This is a genomic window from Streptomyces sp. NPDC030840, from assembly GCF_055572015.1.
Map to the genome: position 1 here is coordinate 576,546 of NZ_JBVIEE010000003.1, position 22,169 is coordinate 598,714.

Below are 22,169 nucleotides of genomic sequence, written 5' to 3' on the forward strand. Positions count from 1 at the left end.
ACCGCGTCGGCCCACCGCCGATCAAGATCTGAAAGGCGCGGGCCGCTCACGCACGTACGTGGTGCACGATCGCCGGGATACAGCCCGTAGAGGTGGGACAGGTGCCTGTTCCGGACGGTCTCGTCATGGAGCGGCCGTCAGTGGGCGATCGTGGTTGGCCCGACCGGCCAAGTACACGCCCAGTAGCCGGTGGTGCCGAGCCACGACGTCCCGTACGGTCGGTCCGTGATGATCAGATCGGGCAGGCCCCGCAGGCTCGGCGTCCCGGCCTCCGAGTCGCGCTTGCGCTTCGAGAAGGAGCAGCGGGAGACCGGGGGAGGGCCGGGGCGCAGGTTGCTCGTGGTCGACGAGGAGCCCGCCTTCGAACTCAGCTTCTGGTGCGGAACGTGCCCGTTCCTGTTCCGCCGGTTGGATACCGCCCGGCAGACGCTGTCGCTGGAGAGCGTGCAGGAGTGGCTCACCGGAGCGCAGGCTGATCCGGACGACGGTGACGTGATCGATGCCTTCGGTGCGCTGTTGCCGGAGGGCGAGTACCTTCCGGTGCTGCTCCGCGTCGAGCCCCGTCTGGTCGTCCCCGGCCAGGAAGGCGACTACTTCAGCGAGGAGCAGGTGGCCACGTGGGGGCTCGACCAGTTCTGGGGCCTCCCGGAGTACCCGCACACGCCGTACTACCGGACCTTCGAGACAACGGTCGACGGGTCAGCTCACCTCTATGAGTTCGTCGTGCCCATGGTTCCCCCGACGTGGAACGCGAGGGAACGCGTCGAGGAGTACATCGAACTCATGAGCCGAGGATCGGTCCCGACAGCTGTGGCGGTCTCGACACTCGACGTCTGCGAACCTGCCTCCGGCGTGTGGGCAGACCACTACCGGCACTGGGGTCTGACGCACTTCCTGCTCGACGGCCACCACAAACTGGAGGCCGCGGCCACAACCGGCCGCCCGGTGCGGCTCCTTTCGCTCCTGGCCATGGGCGAGAGTCTGGCCGCATCCGCAGACTGCGCCCGGCTGCCCACCCTGCGCGCTCAACTCCGCTCGGCCCGAGCGACCGGCACCTGACCAGCACCGAAGACCGAGGTGTCGTCGAACCGTCGCCGGCGGTGAAGTCGGGGAGGGTGGCGATCCTCACCCTCGACCGACGGGGGACGGCACCCCCGGGCCGTACGCCGGCAAGCCGCGTTGACCGCCCGCACACGCCGGCTTCCCGCTGATGCCCGCACGGAGCCGGGAGCAGCTGATCCCCGAGCACCTCTTCCGCTACCGGCTGGTCGACGGCGAAGGCCGCTCCGTGGACGTCCAGATCTACGGGGGCATCACGGGCGTGGGCGGGCTGCTGTGGGAGCAGGAGGTGCGGGTCCTGCTGCGGGCGGGCGCGACCGGGCAGCCGGCCTGCCGCGGATCCTGGACGGTGGCTTCCGCTCCCCGGAGGAGACGAGCGACGCGATCGGCAGCGATGCCCTGCGCGGTGTGGCGGTGGTCGTCACCCGCGGCAGCAGCAACACCCTGGCCGACCCGGGGGCGGTCGCCTACATGCACCGCGATCCCAAACTGTCGTTACGTCAGTTCGTCCGGCTCGCCGAGGCGTTGGCGACTCTGCACGGCCTCGGTTCCTACCATCGCAACCTGTGGCCCGGCACCATCGGCGCGACGGACCAGGACCCACCGGACATGTGGCTGGCGCGCTTCGAGATGAGCGCGCTGATGGCGAACCTGGTTCAGAACTCCCTGATCGACGCCCATGGCGAAGGGCGGCAACTCCGCGATCTGTATCTGTCACAGCCGGTTCGCGCGCTGGCCTTCGCCCCCAAGGAGCGGCTGGACTTTCTCTTCCCGGACGGCGAGCACGCGCCCGTCGCGGAGGACGAACGCGCTGACGTCCACGCCCTGGGGGCCCGTCGTCTGGGAGTGGTTCTTCGGCCCGATGCCGGCCGAACTGCTCCCTGTGGAAGGCGAGTTGTCGAGCAGTACGCCGGAGCGCCTGGAGCGGCTCAACGCGCGTCGTGGAGCGGGCGACAGGAGCCGGACTGATCGCGCCCAGGTGCACGGTGTGTCATCGGAGTGCGTATCGGATCAACATCCATACAGATCAACCCGTTACTGTCAGAGGAAAGACCCTGTCGGCGCGAGGCGCCCGAACAACCTCTGGAAGGCACCCTGACCCAGCCGTCACGGAAGGAGTCCGCGTCCCGTCGCAGCCACTCGTCCACGCAACTCGAGGCGGCGCAAAGGCTGGTCAGCTGCCGACCCCTCGCTGAGGACGAACTCATGGCAGAAGACGCCGAGGACAAAGACGCAAAGGGGTCTTGGGGGTTCTCCTGGAGAGCCTCGCCCCAGCACTGGTTCCTGGAATGCGGGGGGTTTCCGATCCTGGTGCTGGCCCCAGCGGCCGCCGTGCTCGCCTTCTTCTCGGCGGGCTGGGCGTTCATGGTCGGCGCGTCGAGCCTCGGGTGGATCGCCTACTCGGTGCGGTACTGGATCCCTCTGTGGCGGTCAGTGGTCGAGATACGGGTAGGGCGAGGCGAGCAGGGGCAGCTCCTGCTGCGGCAGCGGTACGGGCGCACCCGCACGTACCCCCTGACAGCCGTCACGGGCCTGCGCCCGCTTCAGATCGGCAGCATCTCCTTCGCCGGCCTGGGGGACGGAGACGTCCGGGACTACGAGGAGAAGGACGAACTGGTGCTGCGGCTGGACGTCGACAGCACGGAATACACGACATACAACCACCCGTACACGGCGGCACAGATGCAGCCACTCATCACAGCGCTGCACCACGCCTGCCCCGACATGACCGTGCACGAGACCGAGTCCCGCAGGGCGACCCATATCGATGTGGAGCGGGGCATGTCACCCGGCTGACATCAGCGACAGCCGCACGAGCTCGGCTTCGTGTTCCTCCACCCGCACCGGCGCGGCCTTCCGCCGCGCTTCCAGAACCGCCCGCATCGACGGCACCCGCCACCGCACATGAGGTGCGGAAAGAGAACGACCTCTGCAGTCCCGGAGCCGACCGCCCCAGTCACGACGTGTCTGCCCTCATACTCCGTGTGCCTGCCTCTTGGGCGGGAGCGGGCGAACCCGTGAAGGAAGTTGTCACTCACGATGTAGCAGAGCCCGGTCAAGGTCGCGCATCCGCTTGCGTGTTGGGTGTCTTTCGCCGGGTTGCGTGCAAGGATCGGTGCCCGCCCCTACGGCACAGGGCAGGGGCCGACCTCGTCGGAGGCGATCATGAGCGCGTACGTTCCCCTCCTGCAGACGCTCACTTGGGTTCTCCTCATAGTCGGAGTCCTTGTCGCGTTCCGGAAGTCGGTCGCCGGCCTGGCTGCCATCCTTCGAACGCGCATCGAACGTGGCGCAGGGGTCGCCCTCGGCCTCGGCAGTGTCTTCTCTCTGCAGGTGGGGGACCTGCCTGTCTTCCCTCCGCAAAGCGCAAGCGAGCAGGACACCACAGCCCTGCCCGCTGAGGGCGCCGCGCCGAGTCGCTTGCCGGACCCGGATGACTCCGGGGCACCAGCGACGTGGGGCCAGTACCGCATGGAACGCAAGGACAAGACGCGAAACATTCACTTGGCCCACGTCATCAGCCCGTCGAGGACCCCTGGACAGCGTTTCGATATTTTTACGTACCTCGTAGAAGGTCCCGGTGGTCGCCTCAGCGACGTCGAGAAGGCGCAGTTCTTCCTCGGCCGGTACTGGGGCAATCGAATCTTCGAAGTACCCAACAGAGGTAATGGCGCGCACGTCGGCTTTGCCACCTCGGCGTACGGGCCTGCTCTCTGCATCTGCCGAGTCGTCTTCAAGGACGGCAGCGAGACTGTGCTCGAGAGGTTCCTCGACTTCGAGATGGCGTCCGTCTTCGAGACTTCAGCCTCGCATGCAGCCTGAAGACCCACCGTGATTCCCGGTTGTTCCCCGCTCGATGTGGTGCGCTTGCGGTGCGCCCCCAAGGCCGTGTTGCCAAAGGAAGCTGGTGAGCCGGGCGCACCCCGGACTTCGGCGTCGAGCAGCGTCATTCCCGGCACGGGCCACGCCTCCCGCCTGCGACGGCGCAGCCGCGTGGTGTCCAGCTCGCTGCGTAAACTGTTCGCTCGTATGCCTGTCTGCGATGGCTGCGCGCACACTGACGGTTTCCTGGTCGACCCGAAGGACTGAGCCGTGCCCGACCGACCTGAGATTGTCTGCATCTGCGGCTCTACCCGGTTCGTGGACGAGATGAGCGCGGCGAACCGTGAACTGACCTTCGCAGGTGTCATCGTCGTCGCGCCAGGCGTCTTCCTGCGCGCCGAGGATCACGAAGCAGACGAGTTGATCACCAACGAGCAGAAGGCCGCGCTGGACGCCCTCCACCTGCGCAAGATCGACCTGGCTGACCGGGTCCTGGTCGTCAACCCTGGCGGGTACATCGGCGATTCCACGAGCAGGGAGATCGCATACGCCCACGCCACCGGCAAGCCGATCTCGTTCACCGATCCCTTCTGACCAGTAGAAGCTTCGTGGTGCGCGCGGGCAACGAGTCTCGGTCAGCCTTAGTGCGCAGCGCAACGGGCCCAGGTGATCGCCCAGGCCGGCTTACAAATCCACCCGTGTTTCGCTGTCGCCGTGCCTGAGGAGGACGCGCGCCGGCCTGAACGGCACCATCGCCCGCCGAGCTTCGCGGACGAGCCGGCGTTGGTCCGCCTCGGCGAAGTCACCGTGTGCGAGGACGGTTTGATCTGGGACCACCGGGCGGCTGGTCAGGACGTCGGCACCCAGTAGCGGCGCTTGTCACCAACCCTGTCGATGAACTGACCGCCGTTCGTTTCGATCACGCGCTGGGAGGCGGTGTTCGTCTCGTCGCAGGTCAACAAGGCCCGTGTGATGCCGAGCGAGTGGGCGATCGGCAGGGCTGCGGCGAGCATCGCGGTCGCGTGCCCTTGGCGGCGTGCGCTGGGCCGGACGTCGTAACCGATGTGGCCGCCTGCCTTCTCCAGAGGCGGAGTCAACCGGTGGCGGATGGCCAGCCTGCCCAGCATCTGGTCACCCTCGGCCCACCACAGCGTTGTCATCGGCACGAACCAGTCCGCTCGCCCGGCTGCCTCGTCCCGTTCGCTCAGCACGCGCGTCACGTAAGCGGCGAATGCGGCGGTGTTGGTCAAGGCCGGAGGGTCGACGTCGTTGACGAACCATGGAGTTGGATAGTCATGATCTTCGTGGAACTCGTTCACCGCCGCCAGGAAGGAAGCCTGCAAGCGGACGGTCGGATCGATCAACTCGGCCATCTGGTCATGATGTCCGTCCGTCTGCCGTGGGCCCAGCTGTTATCGGCAGCGCGCCAGGCCTCCCGTGGGTTCGCGTGCTGGACAGGCCCTCGCGTTCGGCGCGGGCGATGGTGTCGGCGGCCTGGCTCGCATGGTGGGCAGACGGAGCATGCGGCAGGCGGTGTCGATTGCGGCGTCGGACGGCTGGGCGGTGAGGGCGTGACGGGCAGCAGTCACGACGAGTCCTTCCGGCGCGGGTTCAGCAGTTCGTCCCACTGCTCCAGGCGGGGCAGGGGGCGGGCGTCTTCGGGCAGGGGCCTGGCCAGGCGGTGCGTGGTGAGGTGGCTGACCTGCGGAAGCTGCGGGTCGGCAGGCTCCGGCCGGCCGGGGGTCGCCGGGGCGGCGGTGACGGTCGGGGCCCGGCCGTCGGCCTGCGCGGCCTTGCGGGCCTCCAGAGCCACCACGTCCTCGCTGCAGGTGTCCAGCGCGATGGCGGCGCGAAGGCCCGCAATCACGTGGGCGTGCTGCTGATGGCGGTGTAGGAGAACGAGCCTGACCAGGGCTTTCGTCCCGTCAATCTCGCCGAGCTGCTGCCTGGCCAGAGCCCAGAACGACTCGTGTTCGGCGGTGGAGGTGTCCTCGGTGCGGGCCTGGTGCAGCGCCTCGGAACGGCCAGTGCACCGGGGGGCCGGTCCTGACGGCCTGCGCAGCAGCACCTCGATGTAGTGGTCCAGGACCAGGTGCTCAAGGTCCCGGTCGGCGAGCCGGACGTGGCGGTCCATCTCGCGGCGCCTTGGTGCACCCCGGTGACCTCGGCTGTCCGAGGACACGAACTGGCGCATCTCCTGCGCGTGAACCCTTCTGGCCGCTTCGGACAACAGGGGGTGGAATGCACTCCACTCCTACTGCACGAAGAAGCGAGGGCCTCGTGGGGGATCCACCCACCGACGACGCGCTGGTCATCCAGGAATCCCTGGAGCGGCCGGAGACATTCGCCAGGCTTTACGACAGACACGCCGCCGAGATCCACCGGTATGTGATGCGCCGGCTGGGCGACAGTCACGCCGACGACATCACGGCGCAGACCTTCCTCATCGCCTTCCGCAACCGCGCCCGCTACGACGTCGCGCGCGCCAGTGCCCGGCCGTGGCTCTACGGCATCGCCAGCAACCTCATCGGCAGCCACCGCCGCTCCGAAGTGCGGGCGCTGCGGGCGCTGGCCCGTACCGGCATCGACCCGGTGGCCGAGTCCTGGTCGGAACGGGCCGACGAGCGGGTGACGGCCGAGGCCTCGCAGCAGGCGCTGGCCGGGGCGATCGCGGCCTTGCCCGGGAAGGACCGGCATGTGCTGCTGCTGGTCGCCTGGGCGGACTTCACCTACCAGGAGTGTGCCGACGCCCTCGGGGTGCCGGTCGGCACGGTCCGCTCCCGGCTGAGCCGGGCGCGGCGCAAGATGCGTGCGGCGCTCGGCGCCGACCCCACCCTCGTAAGCGACCACAACGGGGCGGTAACCCATGGATGACATGACCAAGATGCGCGAGTTGCGCGCCGATGCGCCGACGCCGGACCGGGTGCGGCTGGTTCCCGGCCGCCAAGAGCTGCTGGGAGCAGCGCAGCAGGGCTCTGCCCGCAGGGTGCGGCTGGACTGGCGCGTGACGGCTGCGGGGGTCGCCGCGACGGTGGTCACCATCGCGGTGCTGGTGACCATGCTCGTCGGTGGCGATGGACCCGAGCGCGGCGTGCAGCCTGCCGGCCCGGACCTGACGTCCGCGACGGCACTCCTGGAGCAGGCGGCGGAAGTGGTGTCGCAGCAGCCGGATCTGCATCCGCGCGACGGCCAGTGGGTCTACCTGAAGACCGCGCAGTGCCGAAACGGAGCGTCGGACGCGGCGCCCGATGCCAAGCCCGAGGTGAGCGAGGAGTGGGTCCAGTACGACAGCCCCGTGCGGGAGGACGACAACGACGGCGACAACGAGCCCTCGCAGCGGCGGCTGTATCGCCTGCTCGCCTCGCTGCCGGACGACCCCGCCGAGATCCGGAAGCAGGCGGCGGACATGTTCCCCATGGGCAAGGACACCGGCCTGACGGGTGAGCAGCGCGAGACCTTCGCGCTCCTGGCGACCCTCGACGAGGCCTATCCCGTGCCTCCGCAGGGGATGGCCAAGCTGTACCGGGCCCTGGCCGCGGACCCCGGGATCGAGGTGGTCCCGCACCTGGTGAAGGACCCCATGGGGCATGACGCCATCGCCATTTACCCGGACCTGGGCAGCAAGGCCGTTCAGCGCCGGGAGTACCTCCTCGACCCCGACACCTTCCAGTACCAGGGGAACCAGTCGGTTGCGGTGCGCGACTACGAGGAGAAGTACGAGGACGGCTCGTCGGCTGGGCGCTCGCACAAGAAGGGCGAGGTCACATTCTGCGAGATGAAGATGACCCAGTCCCTCGTCGACCGGGACGGCGAGAAGCCCTGAACCGACCGGGCGGAAGTTGCCCAGTGCTCGTGAGCCTTTCGGCGGGCCGACCCGGCGGCGCGCTGAGCGGCCAGCCCCGCGCAGAGGCGGAGGGGCGGGCGGAACAGCCGGCCGGCCTCCGCCATCCGGGACGTCGACCTCGACAACCTGCGCATACGCGTCCGCCTCGCCGATCCGGAGCGGATGAACGGGCGGCGCGTCCAGGGAGACACCGAGTCGGAGGCCGGAACCCGGACTGTGATTCTTCCCCGCTTCCTCCACCGGGAGCTCCGCCGGCACCTGGAGCGCTACGCCGAGCCGGGCCCGGACGGTCTCGTCTTCGTCGGCGAGAAGGGCACCACACACAGCAACAAGGCCCAGGTCTTTGACCTGGGCCTCAATCATGGAGCGGGTGACGAGAACCGAACTCGCGCTCTCAGCTTGGGAAGCGATGGTGCTCGCGCGGGCGCATGGCTGGTGACTGGGGACGAGTGCTCATGTCCTGACATCCGTCATGACCGCATGACCGGTTTCGGGCGGTGGCTCGCACCTCAGGCGTCCGTGGGGCTCCCACGGGCCCACTCGTCCTCCTGCGCCAGCCGTCTGAGGGCGAAGAGCGCGGGTTCGAGGAGAAGAGCCAGGAGGACCGCGGGTCCGGACCCGACCGATGTGCCCTCCCCGCCCTCCTGCCCGCCTTCCTCCCGGCTGAACAGCTCGCGATCCAGGAGCACCGTCTCCTTGACGAGCCGGGCGTAGGGGACAACGGATCGCCAGCCGTCGACCAGGCCGAACGACCGCATGGCGTCCAGCGCGGCGGCCAGGACCTGTCGGGCCGGTGTGTCCTCGGAGGCACTCCAGCCCAAGTGCGCCAGCAGCGCGTCCACCTCGGGGGCCGACGGCGCCGCGCCGCACTGCCGCACGTACGCGTCCGGAACGACCGCGAGGGTCCGCCCCATGGCCCGGTGACGGCCGCCCTCCCGGTCGTCGAGCGCGTCGAGGACGCTCCTGGTGCCGCGGACCGACAGACCACAGGTTCCGATCAGAGTCCTGATGAGGTTCAGACGGAGGAGGTGGCGTTCTCCGTACTCGGCACGCGTGGTGGACGTGGGGCGGCCCGGCGGCAGGAGCCCCTCGCGCAGGTAGTACTTGATCGTCGCGATGGGTACGCCGCCGCGACTGCTCAGCTCGGACAGACGCACCTGCCCCACTCCCTTCTGATGTCGTGCCGGACGAGACGAGCGCCCGGGGGAGGCTCAACCGGGCGCGTTCCCCCGTGACGCCGCCAGCGGATCCCAGGCCGGGCCCCGGGCGGGAAGCAACGCCGTATCCCCCAGGACCGCTCCCGAGTGCACCTCGTGCATCAGACGGCGCTCCAGGATCTGACCGGCGCAGGCGATGCCGCTCACCGCCGAACCCGTGATGCCGTTGCCGTACCGGGTGTTGGCGCCCGCGACGTACAGCCCGTCGATCAGGGTCGCCGTGTCGGGGCGGGCGCCGACGGGGCCCCACTGCGCCATGCCGAAGGGAGTGCCGCCACTGGACAGCGTGTAGCGCTCCTGGGTTAGCGGGGTCGCGGTCTCCAGGTGGGTGATGTGGTCCCGGAACGGCCCGAGCACCTCCTCCGCCGCGTCCAGCACGCTCGCGGTCAGAGCGGCCTTCGCCTGCCGGTACGCCGGGTCGTGGCGGTAGCCGCCGCCGTCCCCCGGCCGTGCGCCGGCCCCCCACCGTTCGAGGCCCGGTGGGCAGAGCGTCATCAGCTGGAAGTTGGAGTGGCCCGGTGGGCAGATCCGCCGGGTGACGGGATCCTTGCCGGACGCGAAGGAGGCGAACAGGAAATCGGTGCTGTCCGTCCCGCCGTCGCGCAGACCGTCGTAGTACCGCTCGATGTCGTCGCCGCGGTACCACCACAGATTCGCCCGCTGCTCGATCTCCTTGTCCAGAGCCACGTACACGGTGGCCCAGGGCAGACCCATCCGGGCGTCCCGGGTCTTCGCGGCGAGACGGCGGGGCAGGTGCTCCTCACCGACCAGGTCGAGCATGGTGCGCCGGTAGTCGGCGTTCGAGACGACGATCGGGGCGCTCGCACACGTGCCGTCCGCGAACCCGACACCGCGTGCACGCCCCCCGTCGACCAGGACGCGCGTCACCCTGGTGCGGGTCCGCAGGGCGCCACCGTGCGCGCGGACGACTTCGAGGAGCCCGGCGGCCAGCATCTGCCCGCCGCCCTCCGGGTAGTAGGCGCCGCGCAGGTAGTGGTCGACGAGCGTGGCGTGCAGGGCGACCGTCGCCTCGTCCGGACTCATGCCGTAGTTGGGCGACTGGGCGGCGAGCAGGGTGCGGGCGCGGGCCGAGAGGCCGCAGTGGTCGAAGAGCTCCCGCACCGTCCGGCGGCCCCAGGCCACCGAGTGCGGAGCGCGCAGCGCCAGCTCCGCCATGGGGACGTCGGCGGCCGCCAGGATCGCCTCCCGCCGCTCGGCACCGAGCCCGGCCACCACGTCCAGGAACGTCTCGACCGCGCCGGCCTCCTCCGGACAGAGCTCCGTCAGCCGTTTCCGGTACGCCTCCCAGTCGGCCGGTACGTCGAGCACCGCGCCCGGAACCATGACCCGGTCGAAGCCGTCCCGGTCCATCTCCCGGTAGGTCACGCGGCCGCGCAGCCCGAGACCGTCCAGGATGGCGGGCAACACGCCGTCGGGGCCGCAGTCGCCGAGATAGTGCACACCGACGTCGAACTCGTACGCCCTCCGGCGGCGGAACACATGGCTGTTGCCGCCCGCGACCGATGCCTGCTCGACGACCAGGACCCGCTTGCCGCCGACCGCGAGGTAGGCGGCGCAGACGAGACCGCCGATGCCCGAACCCACGACGACCGCGTCCCAGCTCCCGCCCTTCAGGGAGCGGGCCGTCATGCGGCGCTCCGGGTCAGGGTGGGCGGTACGGCGGGAAGCTGACCGGGCTCGGCGATGCTGAGCCGGGAGACCTGTGGAGCGATCCTGCGGGCCAGGCCGGTGAGGGTACGGCCCGGACCGATCTCCACGAACATGTCGCAGTGGAGCGAGTCGGCCATCGTCCGCACCGACCCGGCCCACTGCACGGGAGCGGTCAGCTGCCGCTGCAGCAGCCCGGGCCAGCCGTCGGCGTCGCGGTGGGGACGCGCGTCCACGTTCGCCACCACGGGGGCGATGCCGTCACGGAAGGCGGTGCGCCGCAGGGCGTCCGCGTAGGAATCGGCGGCGGATGCCATCAGCGGTGTGTGGAAGGCCCCGCCGACGGGGATCGACACGACCCGGGAGGCACCCGCCTTCTCTGCTTCGGCGCAGCACCTGGCAACGGCGTCCACATCCCCGGACAGCACGCTCTGCTGCGGTGAGTTCAGGTTCGCCACCCAGACCTCGCCGCCGTCCGCGCGCACCGACTCCGCGGCCTTCTCCAGCTCCTCGGGGGCGAGCCCGAGGACCACCGCCATCGTGCCCGGCCGGGCCGCGCAGGCCCGGCGCATCGCGCTGCCACGGGCCGCGACCAGCCGCACACCGTCGTCGAAGCCGACGACTCCGGCGGCCACCAGTGCCGCGTACTCCCCCAGACTGTGGCCCGCGCACACCGTGGGGCGGCCGGCGGCGGGGAGCACCTGCCGGAGCTCGCCGAGGATCACCATCTCCAGGACGAAGGTGGCGAGCTGGGCGTTGTCGGTGCGCCTCAGGTACTCCTCGTCGGCACGCAGCAGCAACTCGGCCACGTCCCGCCCGGTCACCTCGCTCGCGCGCTCGACGACGTCCCAGCCGGGGCAGGCGCTCCAGGGACGCCCCATTCCAGGGTATTGCGCCCCCTGGCCCGGAAAGACCAATGCCAAACGTGGACCGCTCATTTTTCTCCTTCTTCCGTCTCGCCGGAGCAGGACCGCGAAAGGGATTCTGGCAGGCCGGTTTGGAAATGCCGTAGAGCGCGGATAAAAGCAGGAACAAACGGCGGCGCCCCGACCCGGAGCCGCTCTGTCACTTTTGGCGAGTGGGTTGTTCCTTTCGTTGAGAGCCACTTGTCCTGCGGACTTCCGGCTGCCTACGTTCCTTTGGCCTGATCCAGCCGAAAGTGAGGAAAGCACATGACTCAGCAGACCGTGGCCGCTGCCACCGACTTCCACGCGCAGGTCAGCGAAATCGTCATCGAGGAACTCGAGCTCGAGGACGGCGAGCTGACCGACAACGGTCACTTCATCGACGACTACGACAGCGACTCGCTCTCCCTGATCACGGTGGTTTCCCGAATCGAGAAGGAATTGGGCGTCGCCATACCGAAGACCGAGCTGGGCGAACTCGTGAACCTGCGCCTTCTCGTGGCCGCGGTCGCTCAGCACGCCGGGGAGAGCGAGGATGCCTGAGGCCCAGCGCCCCGACGCCGGTGTGGACCCGGCAAGGGAGTTCCGCCGGGTCGTCATCACCGGCCTCGGCGCCGTGTCCCCGGTCGGCATCGGGGCCGACGACTTCGCCTCCGCCGTCCGCGCGGGCGAGGTCGGGACCAGCTCCATCCGGAGTTTCGACGCGAGTGGCTTTCCCCGTCGCCAGGCAGGTCAGGTCCTCGACTTCGAGCCGACGGACCACCTCAAGAGGCTGGACCCGCTGCGCTGGGGGCGCAGCGGTCTGCTCGCGGCGGCAGCCGCCCGGCTGGCCGTCGCGGACGCCGGCATCGACGAGGACGAGCTGGATGCCGCCGGTGCCGGGGCGGTCATGGGTACCACCAGCGGAGAGTCCGCGGTCATCCAGGCGCTGGCGGAACAGTGGGTGGCGGGTGGCCTCGAGTCCCTGGACGGCGAACTCGCGGGGCAGACACCGGCCTCGCGCATCGCCAACGCGGTCAGCACCGAACTGCGGCTGAGCGGAGAGACACAGACCATCCCCACGGCCTGCTCCGCCTCCAACTACGCCCTCGGATACGCCTACGACCTGGTCCGCAGCGGCGCGGCCGACGTGATGCTGGCGGGCGGCGCCGACGCCGTGAACCGGCTCACCCACGCCGGTTTCTACGCCCTGGGCGCCATGGCCGACGACGTTCCGAGGCCGTTCGCCGCCGACCGCACCGGGATCGTCACGGGCGAGGGCGGAGCGGTGCTGGTCCTGGAGACCTACGAGCACGCGGTCCGGCGCGGGGCGCGCATCTACGCGGAGGTCCTCGGGTACGCCGCCAACTGCGACGCCGAGCACATGGTGCACCCCGATGCCGCGAGCATCGCCGCGTGCATCCGGGCGGCCCACGAGGCGGCAGGTGTCGACCCGTCGCAGATCGACTACATCTGCGCGCACGGCACCGGCACCCCGACCAACGACGCGACCGAAGTGGCCGCCGCCCGCGAGGTGTTCGGCGACCGGATCCCGCCCATCAGTTCGATCAAGTCGATGCTCGGGCACACCATGGGCGCGGCGTCCGGCTTCGGCGCGATCGCCTGCTGCAAGGCGCTGGAGCAGGACTTCCTGCCGCCGACGGCCAATGTGACCGAGCCCGATCCGGAGCTCGGTCCCGGGGTCGACTGCGTGCCGGGCAGCGGTCGCGGGGCACGCCTCGACATCGTGCAGAACCACGGCTTCGCGTTCGGCGGGAACAACGTGATCACCATTCTGGGGAGGGTTTCGTGACGACCGCGACAGCTTCGGCGGTGCAGCCGCTGTACGTCGCCGCGGCGGGTGTCGTCTCCCCGGCCGGTCTGGGGCTCGGTCCGCTGGCCGAGCTGCTGAACGGCCGGGGGGAGATCGAGGAGGGCCCGGTCGGGGAGGACGCCGAGGCCTACCCGCCCCGGCGCGTCCGGGCGGTACGGGGCCTGGACGTCAAGGCGCACCTGGGGCGCAAGGGCACCAAGTACCTGGACCGGCTGACGTCCTTCGGCCTCGTCTCGTGCAAGGAGGTGCTCCGGGGCTGCGAGATCGACGGGGCGCGGACCGGCGTCGTGCTGGCCACCAACACCGGTTCGGTTTCGACCCACAGCACCCTGCTCCACGACACGCTCACGGCGGAGAAGCCGTACCTGGTCAACCCGGGCCGGTTCCCGAACACCGTCATGAACAGCACCTCCGGACAGATCGCCATCCGTAACGGCCTGCGGGGCCTCAACGCCACGGTCGCGGGCGGTCAGAGCGCCTCCCTCCTCGCCTTCCGGCACGCCCGGCTGGCGCTCGACCTCGGGCGCTGCGACCGGCTGCTGGTCGGCGGGGCGGAGGAACTCAGCGCTCCGGCGGCCTGGGCCTGGCACCGGACGGGAGGCCTCGGCGAGGGCGCGGCGCTCGGCGAGGGCGCGGCGGTCTTCACGGTGCAGCGGGAGCGGCCGGCAGGCGGAGGGCTGGCCGAACTGCTGGCGTGCGAGGTGCGCTTCACAGCGGAACCGAGGGAGTACGCGAACGGGCTGGCGACCACCGTCGGACGCGCCCTCGACCGCAGTGGCCTCCGGCCGGAGGACGTGGAGGTCGTCTCCCTCGGCGCCGTCAACCAGCGGGGTCTGGAGCGGATCGAGGAGCGCGGTGTGCGGACCGCGCTGGGCGGCGCTCTGCTGCCCACGGTCCGGGTCGCCGAGGTGCTCGGCGAGACGTACAGCGCGAGCGGCGCGATGCAGCTCGCCGGGCTGCTCGCCCTGTGGCGGAACGACCCGCCGGCCCCCGGGACGACCGCACTGGTCACCTCGGTGGGTCGGGACGGCAACGCGGCCGCGCTCGTGGTGCGTGCGCCCCGCTGACCCCGTCCCGCTCCGCAGCGGCGCCCGCCGTCCCCCGCGGGCGCCGCTGTGCTGTGTCCGCACCCGCATCCCGCACCCGTGTCACCCCTCACCCATACACCCATACGAGGAGGCCCCGTGCCGACCACCCTCAACCGGTCCTTCGTGGGCCGGGTTTTCCCACCGACCCGTCCCTACGAGGTGGGCCGCGAGAAGATCCGGGAGTTCGCCGTCGCCGTGGGCACCGATCCCGGGGACGGGCTGGTCGCCCCGCCGACCTTCCCGATCGTGCTGTCGCTGGCCGCCGAGAAGGTCGTCGCCGATGATCCCGGCCTCGGCTTCGACTTCTCCCGTGTACTCCACCGCGATCAGCGGTTCGAGCCGGAGCGGCCCGTGCGTGCGGGCGACCGGCTGACGATCACCGTCGAGGTCCTGGACGCCCGGGCCGTCGGTGAGAACGACCTGCTCCAACTGCGCGGCCACGTCCGTGAGGCGGACGGCGGGGCACTGGTGTGCACGACGACCTCCACCCTGGTCTCGCGCAGGGAGACCGGAGAGGACGCGGAGACCGGAGAGGACGCGGAGACCGGGGCGAACGCGGAGACCGGGGCGAACGCGGAGACCGGAGAGAACGCGGAGACCGGGACGAGCGGGGAGGGCGCGCTGTGATCCGTGCCGGCGACAGGCTGCCCACCCGCGTGTTCCGTGTCACCCGCGCCGCCCTGGTCCGTTACGCGGCAGCGTCCGGTGACCACAACCCCATCCACTGGTCCGACTCCCAGGCGATCCGGGCCGGGCTGCCGGGCGTCATCGCCCACGGAATGCTCAGCATGGGACTCGCCGCCACCGCACTCACCGAATGGGCGGGGGAACGGGCCGCCGTCGTCGAGTACGGCACCCGCTTCACCCGCCCCGTGGTGGTGCCCGACACCGCCGACGGCGTGGAGCTCACCGTCGACGGCACGGCCGCCGAGCTCAGGGAAGACGGCTCGGTTCGGGTCGATCTGACGGTCCGCTGCGGGGCCGAGAAGGTGCTGGCGCGGACGCGGGCCGTGCTGGCGTACGACCGATAGCGAGCCCTGCGAACGCACCCGCGCACACCACGGCGGCCCCCGTCAGCACCGCGCTGCGGAGGCCGCCGTGGGCATGGACCACGGTGAGCACCGCGATGCCGAGCGCACCCCCGAACTCGCGGATGGTGTTGTTCACTCCGGACGCCACGTTGTGCTCCTCCTCGGCGACCGAGCCGATCACCGTCGCCGGATTGGCCGCGAACACCAGACCCATGCCCACCCCCGCCAGGGCCATGGCGCCGACCATCGCCGCGTACGGGACTCCGGGCCGGGCGACCACCGCCAGCCACACGAGGGCCGCCGCCTGCATCAGGCAGCCGGTCGCCTGGAGCACTCCGCCCCCCACTCGGTCGACCAGCGCACTGGCCAGCGGGACGGCGACCATGGGAGCCGCGGTCCACGGCAGCGTCCGCAGCCCGGCCTCCAGCGGTGAGTACCCCATCGGTCCCTGCAGGAACTGGGCCAGGAAGAAGATCGAGCCGAACACGCCGAAGTACATGGCCAGGGCGAGCGCGTTGCTGAGCATGAACGCACGTACGCGGTAGAGACGGCGGGGCACGAGCGGGACCGCGGCGTGCCGCTGCCGCACGGTGAACGCGTGGAAGAGCAGGCCCGACAGGACGAGCCCGGCCAGGGTCCGGGGCATCGCCTGCGCCCCACCCGCCGATTCCACGATCCCCCAGACTGCGGCGACGACAGCGCCCGTCACCAGCGCGGTGCCCGGCAGGTCCAGGGGGCGCGGCGCGCCCCTGGACTCACGCAGCGACCACAGCGTGAGGGGGAGGGCGACCACACCCACCGGAACGTTGATCCAGAAGATCCAGTGCCAGTCCAGGCCCTCGGTCACCAGGCCGCCGGCGAGGGGCCCCAGGGCGATGCCCAGGCCGTTGACGCCTCCCCAGACCCCCACCGCGAGGGGACGGCGTCGCGGGGCCACGGCCGCGACGGCGAGGGTCAGCGACACCGGCAGGATCGCCGCGGCGCCGACGCCCTGCACCACGCGTGCGGCGATCAGGGCGGCCGCCGAGTCCGCCAGCGCGCAGGCCGCGGAGGCCACCGTGAACAGGCCGATGCCCCAGGCGAAGACCTTGCGTCGGCCGATCCTGTCTCCCAGGGCGGCGCCGGCCAGCAGCAGCCCGGCGAAGGCCAGGATATAGCCGTTCATCACCCACTGCAGTCCGGCCTGACCGGTGCCGAGGTCGTCGGCGATGACGGCCAGGGCATTGGTCACGACCAGGTTGTCCACCGCCACCATGAACATCGGCAGCGAGGTCGCGGCGAGCGCCCACGCCACCCCTTTGGTTCTCATGAGTTGCTCGTCCTTCCGTCTTGTCCCGAACGGGCATGCGCGCAGGCCGCCGGACCCGTGATGACGGGGTACGGCGGCCTGCGGAGAGGGGGTGTTACGCCTGGGTGCCCGTGGGCGGCAGCTTCAGTTCGACGGCGCCGATCTGCGCCAGCAGGAACAGGTCCTGACGGCAGGCCCAGTGCTCGTGGACCAGACCGTCGTCGCCGACGCGGTAGATGTGGATGTGCTCGACGTCGACCTTGTTGCCGGTGCCCTCGAAGCCGAGGAAGTTGCCGGTGTGGATGCCGGTGAAGCGGACCCGGATCACGGCCTTGTCGCCGTCGGCGAAGGAGTCGATGTGGTCCCAGCTCGCCTCGGCGAAGACCGAGTTCATCCAACGGGCGGTACCGAGGTAACCGTCCGGACCGCCGGGGGTGCCGGGCGGGGCCTCGTAGTCGACGAAGTCGGGGGCGACCAGTTCGTGGGCGACCTTCTCGTCCAGGTCGTTGAAGATCTTGCCCATCTGGTGGGCGATCTCGAGCACCTTCGGATTGGACATGGGTTTCCTTTCGTGGGAAGGGGTGGTGGGGAAGGAGGAAGAGGGTCCGGGAGTCCGGAGTCAGTGACCGACCCCGAGGCCGCCCGTGACGGGGATGATCCCCGCGGTCACGTACGAGGCCTCCTCGCTGACCAGGAACCTCACGACGCTCGCCACCTCCTCCGGGCGGCCCGCGCGGAACAGCGAGGTCTGGCTCAGCACGTGCTCACGGCGTGCGTCGGTGACGTCCTTGACCATGTCGGTCTCGATCAGGCCCGGCGAGACGATGTTGACCGTGACGTTTCGCCTGCCCACCTCGCGGGCGAGCGAGCGGCCGAAACCGATCAGTCCGGCCTTGGAGGCCGCGTAGTTGGTCTGACCGGGGGCACCGGCCATCGCGCTCATCGAGGACATGAACACCACCCGGCCCCAGCGGGCCTTCAGCATGTCCGGAACGACCTCCCTGGCGACCGTGACGGCCGACATCAGGTTGGTCTCGATGACGGAGCGGAAGTCGTCGTCCTCCATGCCGACCAGCAACTGGTCCCGGGTGATCCCGGCGTTGGAGACCAGGACCTGGATGGGGCCGTGCTGGATGCGGGCCTCATCGACCGCACGGCGCACGGACTCCGGATCCGTCACGTCGCAGCGCACCCCGAACAGCCCCTCGGGCGGTTCACCGGTGCGGTACGTGACGGCGACCTTGTCACCCTGTTCGGCTAGGGCACGCGCGGTGGCGAGACCGATACCCCGGTTGCCCCCGGTGACGAGAACGGAACGGCTCATGGACTGTCAACTCCTCGTGGCTGGGCGGCGTCCGTGAGAATCGCGTCCACCTGCTCCGCCGCCGCCCCGGTGTCGGTGAAGTGGATCGCCTGCCACCCGGCCGCCTTCGCTCCGGCGCAGTTGTGCACCAGGTCGTCGACGAGCACACAGTCGGCGGCGGCCACGCCGGCCCGCTCCGCGGCGAGGGCGAACATCCCAGGGGACGGCTTGCGGTGGCCGGCCTCGAAGGACAGCAGTACGTCGTCGAAGAGCTCCGCCGGGTCGACCATCCGGCGCCAGTGCGCGTCCCAGGTGGGCACCATGTTGGAGAGCAGCCCGACGAAGGCCCCGCGCTTGCGCGCCTCGCGCAGAACGGTGACCCACACGTGGTTGGTCTCGCGCCCGTCGAACCACGCGTCCGCCAGCGTCGTCAGCCGTACGCCAGTGACGCCGTGGTCGGCGGCCAGCACGTCGGAGACCTGGGCGAGCCACTCCTCCTCGGAGACGAGAGGGGTGTCGATGGGCTCCATGATGTCGGTCGTGCCGTAGCGGGCCGTGACCTTCGCCAGGGCCTGCTGCAGCACGTCCGGGTCCAGGCCCTGCGTCCTGCAGAAGGTGCCCATCGTGTGGGCGATCGGTGGCGTCAGAACACCGCCGAAGTCGGTCCAGAGCGCGACGCGCCGTGTGCTCACAGCTCACCTCCGGAGGCGACGGTCACGGTGACCTGGGCGATCTCGGCGCCGTCCTGGAGGAAGCGCACCGGTATCTCGGCGCGCTTGCCGTCCGGCCGCCCGCATGGCGCCTCGGCCCGGACGACCGCGTCCAGTTCCGCGAACCGGGAGAACCGGGCCTCGAAGCCGACCGCGTACGTGGCGTGCGGCTCGCCCGCGGAGAGCAGGCTCAGCTGGCGTGCCGCCTCGACGAGCGTCATGGCCGGGAGGTGGTCGTACACGTGGTCGAACAGCGCGCGGTTGTCGAAGCGCGGGGTGACCTCGGCGGCGACCGAGTGAGGTGTGACCTCGGCCCGGGACAGCACCACGTTCAGCGGGTTGCCGCGGCCCACGAGATCGGGCCCCACGCGCAGGCCGTCGTCGGCGCCGGGTTCCTGATCGCGGAAGTCGGAGGTCAGAGGGGCGGGCGTGCCGCGCTGGGCGTGGCGGAGCACCTCGTTCTCGTGCCGGGTGATGAACAGCACGTCCATCTCGTGCTCGCCCACCTCTGTGCCGTCGATGACGTACCGCTGGGCGACCTTGCCCTTGCGGTAGCGTCCGCGCCGGGTCGGCTGCCCGATGTAGTCGGTGTCGATGTGCAGCCTCCCGGGCTCCGCCCCGATCACCAGCTCCTTCAGGCCGTACAGGTCGAGCCGGAACACGTCGACGATCATGGTGGTGTTCTCGGACAGCCCGATGTGGGCGTGCGACCCCGCGATGGCGGCCTGCCGGCCGGACTCCAGCAGCAGCAGCGCGTCGTAGACGGCGGGCCGCTGCACGTGGTCGCTGTAGTAGCCGTGGGTCAGGGGCAGCTGGACCGCCGCGCGCACCCGCTTGGCAGCCAGCGGCTGGATGTCGGTGACGAAGACTTCGGAGACCGCCGCTCGGTGTACCAGCGTGCGGTCCACGGTGTGCCGGTAGCTGAGTTCAGCGGGCGCCGGAGCCATCTCCGGTGCCGTTTGAGTAGTCATACCTGTTTTCCTTCGGCTGGCTTCCCGTCAAGGCGTCTGGCCAAGAGAAAGTCCCCTGGTGCCATGAGAGTTGCACGGGCGCATGGAAAGGCGATCGCACGGAAATTCAAGAGCGATAAAAGCGGAATTCGCTCCGCCCGCCGTGGCGGTTGGCGCTATGGGCGGACGCGTCGGAATGACAAGGCAGTATCCTCGTGGGATGCGTATCGGAGAGCTGGCGCGACGTACCGGAGTCCCGGTTCCGACGATCAAGTACTACGTACGCGAGGGGCTGCTGCCACCCGGCGAGCGCACCAGTCCGAACCAGGTGCGCTACGGCACCTCGCACGAGCGCCGCATCAAGCTGATCCGGGCCATGCTGGAGGTCGGCGGTCTCTCCGTCGCCGCCGCGCGGGCCGTGCTCGGCGAGGTCGACTCCCCGGAGGGAACGGTCCACGGCATGCTCGGCGTCGCCCAGTCCGCGGTGACCGGCACCGCGGTCGCCCGCGGCACGGCGGAGGAGTGGGAGCACGCCGAGCGCCAGGTGGAGGAGCTGGTGCGGCGGCACGGCTGGGCGGTGAAGCCCCAGAACCCCGGCTGGAAGGCGCTGGTTCAGATCGTCGTCACCTACCGCGGCCTCGACCGGGAGGACCTGCTCACCCTGCTCGACGAGTACGCGGGGGCGACGGGCAGGCTCGCGGAGGCCGAGTTGGCCACGATCGCCCACGTGTCCTCCGCCGACGGCAAGGCCGAAGGCGTGGTGCTCGCCACGGTCCTCGGTGACGCGGCCATGTCGGCGCTGCGCCGTATCGCTCAGGAGGACGCCTCCGCCCGTCTGCAGGCCGAGTATCAGTCGGTGTAGGCCAGTTGCAGGGCCTTCTCGGCGCGGAGGCCGGGAGCCGGAGCCGTGGGGGCCAGGTGGTGGACGCGGGCCGGCGGGAGGTTGCACAGCACCGTCTCGCTGCGGAACCGGTGCCTGCGCAGCGTCCGTTCCAGGACCCTCTGGGTGTCCAGGGCGCGCCTGAGTGTTTCGCCGGTGGTGAGCGCCCGGCGCAGCGGGCCCATGCCGGTGTAGGCGAAGAACGAGAGCGTGCCTCCGGGCCGTAACGCGCCGAGGAGGCACTCGAAGATCTCGTCCACGGTCGTGGCGTCGAAGTTGGCGAAGGGCAGACCGCACACGATCGTGTCGTACGAGCCGAGTCGCTGCTGCTGCACCAGTCCGGTCATCAGGCGCACCTGCGGGTCCGCCTGGTACGCGCCGCGGAGCAGGGCGGCGAACCGGGGGTTGGCCTCGACCAGTTCGAGGCTGTCCAGCGGGCCGAGCGCGGCGCGGATGCGCCGGGTCACCGCTCCGGTGCCGGGGCCGACCTCCAGGACCGCGCGCGGGTGCCCCGGGCTCGGGATCACGTAGCGGGTCAGGGCCCCGGCGAGCCGGGGGCTGCTGGGCGCGATGGCCCCCGTGTCCCGGCGGGTCCGGGCGAACTCCCTGAGGAACAGCGTCACGTCAGTCATGGCCCACCTGTTTCCTTGGTGATAGTGAAACTATCGATAGATTAGGTTACGGTCGGACTGCAGGACACGCCCGTCCTCTGTCGACGTGACGCTAACGGGCCTCTGACCTGGGGTCATCACCCACCAAAGATCCGGCGTATGCCTCCAAGGACACATACGCCGCCAGGACGGAGCCGCGTCGTGAGGCCGGCCTCGAACGAGGGGAGAGCCATGGACGTCGCCACCGTCGTGTCGTGGGTCGACATCACCTCGGGCATGGCTGCCCGGCTCCCGGGGGCGGCCTGCTGGGCGTACGCGATCCTGGCCCTCACCACGCTGCCGCCGCTGCTGCCGAACAACGTGCTGCTCGTCACCAGCGGCATGCTCGCCGCGCGCGGCGAAATGTCCCTCGCCCTCGTGCTGGTGTCGGTCGCGGGCAGCGCGCTGCTCGGCGATCTGATGCTTCACCAGCTCGGGCGGCACACGGGTGACCGGGCGCGCCGCGGCTTCGCGGCGCGCGGGCGCCGCGGCGAGCTGTTCGACTGGGCGGCGCGGCGGATACGGCAGGGCGGTGTCCCGTTCGTCGTCGGCGTGCGCTTCCTGCCCAGCGGGCGCCTGCTCGGCGGGCTCGCGGCGGGCGCGGCGGGCTTCCCGGTCGGCCGGTTCGCCCTCGGCGCGGCGCTCGCGGAGACGATCTGGGCGGCGTACTCGGTCGGGGTCGGTTACTTCGGCGGCGTCGTCAGCGACGATCCCGTGTACTCCATGGCGATCGGGCTCGGACTGTCGCTGGCGGTCGGCTCGGTCGCGGTGCTCGTGCAGCGGCGCACCGCCCGGCCGGGGGCCGTCACGAGAAATGCGGCGGCGCATGTACCGAAAGACATACGGCCCCCTTCCCGAACGGGTATTCCGCTCGATTCCGAGCTCTGAAAACGTTGTCGGCCGGTCCTGTACGGCAGCGAAAAACACTGCACTTCATTCG

The 22,169-nt window shown here is 70.4% G+C and carries 24 protein-coding genes and 2 pseudogenes; 15 read left to right on the forward strand and 11 right to left on the reverse strand.

Translation table 11 applies throughout. The features are described 5' to 3' along the window. Positions 1-228 precede the first annotated feature (228 nt). The 5 genes from ACZ49J_RS09900 (at position 229) to ACZ49J_RS09920 (ending at position 4,476) form a co-directional block, all read left to right on the forward strand. The gene (locus tag ACZ49J_RS09900) at positions 229-1,059 is read left to right on the forward strand and encodes a hypothetical protein (RefSeq protein ID WP_467447214.1); all 831 of its coding nucleotides are present in this window, start codon (positions 229-231) and stop codon (positions 1,057-1,059) included. 408 nt (positions 1,060-1,467) lie between these two features. After that, positions 1,468-2,028 carry a hypothetical protein gene (locus tag ACZ49J_RS09905; RefSeq protein ID WP_467447081.1) on the forward strand — a complete coding sequence of 187 codons (561 nt, stop codon included), beginning with the start codon at positions 1,468-1,470 and terminating at the stop codon, positions 2,026-2,028. A gap of 342 nt (positions 2,029-2,370) precedes the next feature. Next, positions 2,371-2,856, forward strand: coding sequence for a hypothetical protein (locus tag ACZ49J_RS09910; protein WP_468348586.1), 486 nt, complete (start codon positions 2,371-2,373; stop codon positions 2,854-2,856). 369 nt (positions 2,857-3,225) lie between these two features. Continuing rightward, entirely contained in the window at positions 3,226-3,882 is a 657-nt protein-coding gene (locus ACZ49J_RS09915; protein WP_467447084.1) for a pYEATS domain-containing protein, read from the forward strand. Between the two features lie 270 nt (positions 3,883-4,152). After that, on the forward strand, positions 4,153-4,476 hold the full coding sequence (locus tag ACZ49J_RS09920) for a hypothetical protein (protein ID WP_467447085.1): 324 nt from the start codon (positions 4,153-4,155) through the stop codon (positions 4,474-4,476). A 254-nt stretch (positions 4,477-4,730) separates the two neighbouring features. On the opposite strand, the gene ACZ49J_RS09925 is transcribed toward ACZ49J_RS09920, so the two are convergent. Both ACZ49J_RS09925 and ACZ49J_RS09930 read right to left on the reverse strand, forming a co-directional pair. Further along, positions 4,731-5,255, reverse strand: a complete 525-nt coding sequence (locus ACZ49J_RS09925) for a GNAT family N-acetyltransferase (protein WP_467447086.1) — start codon at positions 5,253-5,255, stop codon at positions 4,731-4,733. A 212-nt stretch (positions 5,256-5,467) separates the two neighbouring features. Next, entirely contained in the window at positions 5,468-6,016 is a 549-nt protein-coding gene (locus tag ACZ49J_RS09930) for a hypothetical protein (protein WP_467447087.1), read from the reverse strand. A gap of 107 nt (positions 6,017-6,123) precedes the next feature. On the opposite strand from ACZ49J_RS09930, the gene ACZ49J_RS09935 reads away from it, so the two are divergent. The 3 genes and pseudogenes from ACZ49J_RS09935 to ACZ49J_RS09945 form a co-directional block, all read left to right on the forward strand. After that, positions 6,124-6,756, forward strand: coding sequence for an RNA polymerase sigma factor (locus ACZ49J_RS09935; RefSeq protein ID WP_467447089.1), 633 nt, complete (start codon positions 6,124-6,126; stop codon positions 6,754-6,756). Position 6,757: 1 nt separating this feature from the next. Beyond that, complete coding sequence (locus ACZ49J_RS09940) at positions 6,758-7,705, forward strand: CU044_5270 family protein (protein WP_467447091.1); 948 nt, start codon at positions 6,758-6,760, stop codon at positions 7,703-7,705. Positions 7,706-7,800: 95 nt separating this feature from the next. Continuing rightward, a pseudogene (locus ACZ49J_RS09945) lies at positions 7,801-8,041 on the forward strand (site-specific integrase); the annotation flags it as partial. Between the two features lie 194 nt (positions 8,042-8,235). Here the strand turns inward: ACZ49J_RS09945 and ACZ49J_RS09950 are convergent. From ACZ49J_RS09950 to ACZ49J_RS09960, 3 genes are read right to left on the reverse strand one after another with little or no spacing between them, the layout of a single operon-like run. Next, positions 8,236-8,883, reverse strand: a complete 648-nt coding sequence (locus ACZ49J_RS09950; protein WP_467447092.1) for a MerR family transcriptional regulator — start codon at positions 8,881-8,883, stop codon at positions 8,236-8,238. Between the two features lie 54 nt (positions 8,884-8,937). Next, the gene (locus ACZ49J_RS09955; RefSeq protein WP_467447094.1) at positions 8,938-10,593 is read right to left on the reverse strand and encodes a phytoene desaturase family protein; all 1,656 of its coding nucleotides are present in this window, start codon (positions 10,591-10,593) and stop codon (positions 8,938-8,940) included. Continuing rightward, complete coding sequence (locus tag ACZ49J_RS09960) at positions 10,590-11,549, reverse strand: ACP S-malonyltransferase (RefSeq protein ID WP_467447095.1); 960 nt, start codon at positions 11,547-11,549, stop codon at positions 10,590-10,592. The genes ACZ49J_RS09955 and ACZ49J_RS09960 overlap by 4 nt, the downstream gene beginning before the upstream one ends. Before the next feature lie 234 nt (positions 11,550-11,783). Here ACZ49J_RS09960 and ACZ49J_RS09965 point away from each other — a divergent pair, with 234 nt between their 5' ends. From ACZ49J_RS09965 to ACZ49J_RS09985, 5 genes and pseudogenes are all read left to right on the forward strand, one after another. After that, positions 11,784-12,059, forward strand: a complete 276-nt coding sequence (locus tag ACZ49J_RS09965; RefSeq protein WP_467447097.1) for an acyl carrier protein — start codon at positions 11,784-11,786, stop codon at positions 12,057-12,059. After that, complete coding sequence (locus ACZ49J_RS09970) at positions 12,052-13,308, forward strand: beta-ketoacyl-[acyl-carrier-protein] synthase family protein (RefSeq protein WP_467447098.1); 1,257 nt, start codon at positions 12,052-12,054, stop codon at positions 13,306-13,308. The genes ACZ49J_RS09965 and ACZ49J_RS09970 overlap by 8 nt, the downstream gene beginning before the upstream one ends. Continuing rightward, positions 13,305-14,396: a beta-ketoacyl synthase N-terminal-like domain-containing protein gene (locus ACZ49J_RS09975; RefSeq protein WP_467447099.1), complete on the forward strand. Its 1,092-nt coding sequence runs from the start codon at positions 13,305-13,307 to the stop codon at positions 14,394-14,396. Before ACZ49J_RS09970 ends, ACZ49J_RS09975 begins: the two co-directional genes overlap by 4 nt. 117 nt (positions 14,397-14,513) lie before the next feature. Further along, positions 14,514-14,939: pseudogene (locus ACZ49J_RS09980) on the forward strand (FAS1-like dehydratase domain-containing protein); the annotation flags it as partial. 101 nt (positions 14,940-15,040) lie between these two features. Then, positions 15,041-15,448 carry a MaoC/PaaZ C-terminal domain-containing protein gene (locus ACZ49J_RS09985; RefSeq protein WP_467447100.1) on the forward strand — a complete coding sequence of 136 codons (408 nt, stop codon included), beginning with the start codon at positions 15,041-15,043 and terminating at the stop codon, positions 15,446-15,448. Here ACZ49J_RS09985 and ACZ49J_RS09990 read toward each other — a convergent pair. From ACZ49J_RS09990 to ACZ49J_RS10010, 5 genes are all read right to left on the reverse strand, one after another. Further along, the gene (locus ACZ49J_RS09990) at positions 15,351-16,757 is read right to left on the reverse strand and encodes a DHA2 family efflux MFS transporter permease subunit (RefSeq protein WP_467447101.1); all 1,407 of its coding nucleotides are present in this window, start codon (positions 16,755-16,757) and stop codon (positions 15,351-15,353) included. The two genes, ACZ49J_RS09985 and ACZ49J_RS09990, sit on opposite strands and share 98 nt — an antisense overlap. Before the next feature lie 94 nt (positions 16,758-16,851). Beyond that, the gene (locus tag ACZ49J_RS09995) at positions 16,852-17,295 is read right to left on the reverse strand and encodes an ester cyclase (protein WP_467447102.1); all 444 of its coding nucleotides are present in this window, start codon (positions 17,293-17,295) and stop codon (positions 16,852-16,854) included. A 60-nt stretch (positions 17,296-17,355) separates the two neighbouring features. Then, complete coding sequence (fabG, locus tag ACZ49J_RS10000) at positions 17,356-18,060, reverse strand: 3-oxoacyl-ACP reductase FabG (protein ID WP_467447103.1); 705 nt, start codon at positions 18,058-18,060, stop codon at positions 17,356-17,358. After that, positions 18,057-18,731 (reverse strand): HAD-IA family hydrolase, encoded by a 675-nt coding sequence (locus ACZ49J_RS10005; protein WP_467447104.1) that lies wholly within the window; start codon positions 18,729-18,731, stop codon positions 18,057-18,059. Before ACZ49J_RS10005 ends, fabG begins: the two co-directional genes overlap by 4 nt. Next, positions 18,728-19,720 (reverse strand): AfsA-related hotdog domain-containing protein, encoded by a 993-nt coding sequence (locus tag ACZ49J_RS10010; protein WP_467447106.1) that lies wholly within the window; start codon positions 19,718-19,720, stop codon positions 18,728-18,730. Before ACZ49J_RS10010 ends, ACZ49J_RS10005 begins: the two co-directional genes overlap by 4 nt. A 199-nt stretch (positions 19,721-19,919) precedes the next feature. Between ACZ49J_RS10010 and ACZ49J_RS10015 the strand changes: the two genes are divergently transcribed. Then, a complete protein-coding gene (locus ACZ49J_RS10015; RefSeq protein WP_467447107.1) occupies positions 19,920-20,561 on the forward strand; it encodes a MerR family transcriptional regulator in 642 nt (213 codons plus the stop codon). Here ACZ49J_RS10015 and ACZ49J_RS10020 read toward each other — a convergent pair. Next, the gene (locus ACZ49J_RS10020; RefSeq protein WP_467447108.1) at positions 20,549-21,211 is read right to left on the reverse strand and encodes a class I SAM-dependent methyltransferase; all 663 of its coding nucleotides are present in this window, start codon (positions 21,209-21,211) and stop codon (positions 20,549-20,551) included. The genes ACZ49J_RS10015 and ACZ49J_RS10020 overlap by 13 nt on opposite strands. Positions 21,212-21,421: 210 nt before the next feature. Here ACZ49J_RS10020 and ACZ49J_RS10025 point away from each other — a divergent pair, with 210 nt between their 5' ends. Continuing rightward, complete coding sequence (locus tag ACZ49J_RS10025; RefSeq protein ID WP_467447109.1) at positions 21,422-22,117, forward strand: DedA family protein; 696 nt, start codon at positions 21,422-21,424, stop codon at positions 22,115-22,117. Positions 22,118-22,169 lie beyond the last annotated feature (52 nt).

Coding starts and splice junctions, on each gene's coding strand:
- ACZ49J_RS09915 (WP_467447084.1), top strand. CDS start 3,226: ATGAGCGCGTACGTTCCCCTCCTGCAGACGCTCACTTGGGTTCTCCTC.
- ACZ49J_RS09995 (WP_467447102.1), bottom strand. CDS start 17,295: ATGTCCAATCCGAAGGTGCTCGAGATCGCCCACCAGATGGGCAAGATC.
- ACZ49J_RS09935 (WP_467447089.1), top strand. CDS start 6,124: ATGCACTCCACTCCTACTGCACGAAGAAGCGAGGGCCTCGTGGGGGAT.
- ACZ49J_RS09970 (WP_467447098.1), top strand. CDS start 12,052: ATGCCTGAGGCCCAGCGCCCCGACGCCGGTGTGGACCCGGCAAGGGAG.
- ACZ49J_RS09990 (WP_467447101.1), bottom strand. CDS start 16,757: ATGAGAACCAAAGGGGTGGCGTGGGCGCTCGCCGCGACCTCGCTGCCG.
- ACZ49J_RS09925 (WP_467447086.1), bottom strand. CDS start 5,255: ATGGCCGAGTTGATCGATCCGACCGTCCGCTTGCAGGCTTCCTTCCTG.
- ACZ49J_RS10020 (WP_467447108.1), bottom strand. CDS start 21,211: ATGACTGACGTGACGCTGTTCCTCAGGGAGTTCGCCCGGACCCGCCGG.
- ACZ49J_RS09960 (WP_467447095.1), bottom strand. CDS start 11,549: ATGAGCGGTCCACGTTTGGCATTGGTCTTTCCGGGCCAGGGGGCGCAA.
- fabG (WP_467447103.1), bottom strand. CDS start 18,060: ATGAGCCGTTCCGTTCTCGTCACCGGGGGCAACCGGGGTATCGGTCTC.
- ACZ49J_RS09955 (WP_467447094.1), bottom strand. CDS start 10,593: ATGACGGCCCGCTCCCTGAAGGGCGGGAGCTGGGACGCGGTCGTCGTG.
- ACZ49J_RS09900 (WP_467447214.1), top strand. CDS start 229: ATGATCAGATCGGGCAGGCCCCGCAGGCTCGGCGTCCCGGCCTCCGAG.
- ACZ49J_RS09940 (WP_467447091.1), top strand. CDS start 6,758: ATGACCAAGATGCGCGAGTTGCGCGCCGATGCGCCGACGCCGGACCGG.
- ACZ49J_RS10015 (WP_467447107.1), top strand. CDS start 19,920: ATGCGTATCGGAGAGCTGGCGCGACGTACCGGAGTCCCGGTTCCGACG.
- ACZ49J_RS10010 (WP_467447106.1), bottom strand. CDS start 19,720: ATGACTACTCAAACGGCACCGGAGATGGCTCCGGCGCCCGCTGAACTC.
- ACZ49J_RS09930 (WP_467447087.1), bottom strand. CDS start 6,016: ATGGACCGCCACGTCCGGCTCGCCGACCGGGACCTTGAGCACCTGGTC.
- ACZ49J_RS09965 (WP_467447097.1), top strand. CDS start 11,784: ATGACTCAGCAGACCGTGGCCGCTGCCACCGACTTCCACGCGCAGGTC.
- ACZ49J_RS10025 (WP_467447109.1), top strand. CDS start 21,422: ATGGACGTCGCCACCGTCGTGTCGTGGGTCGACATCACCTCGGGCATG.